Source organism: Xenorhabdus kozodoii (genome assembly GCF_002632875.1).
GTDB lineage: Bacteria > Pseudomonadota > Gammaproteobacteria > Enterobacterales > Enterobacteriaceae > Xenorhabdus > Xenorhabdus kozodoii.
The window spans coordinates 1-366 of the sequence record NZ_NJCX01000127.1; the positions used below are offsets into that span (position 1 = coordinate 1).

General features: G+C 54.1%; 1 protein-coding gene. It reads left to right on the forward strand.

Annotation, left to right across the window (positions count from 1 at the left end; translation table 11 throughout):
• A partial coding sequence (gene tssI, locus Xkoz_RS19445; protein ID WP_141554471.1) for a type VI secretion system tip protein TssI/VgrG occupies nucleotides 1-366 on the forward strand: 366 nt, incomplete at both ends.

Below are 366 nucleotides of genomic sequence, written 5' to 3' on the forward strand. Positions count from 1 at the left end.
CCGGATGATGGCGCGTCGTGCTGGGTACGGGTGGCACAGGGCTGGAACGGCCACGGCTTTGGCTTTATGACGATACCGCGTATCGGGCAGGAAGTGATTGTCTCTTACCTCAATGGTGATATTGACCGCCCGATTGTGACCGGCTGTGTCTACAACGGCCTGAACCGCCCACCGCTGGATTTGCCGGCAGAAAAAACCCGCACAACTTTCAAGACTAAAACCCACAAGGGCAAGGGTTTTAACGAACTGCGCTTTGAGGATGCGAAAGGCAGCGAGGAAATCTATTTCCACGGCCAGAAAGACCTGACGGCGCATATCGAAAACGATGCGTACTGGCATATCAAGCACGACCAAAAACAACGCATC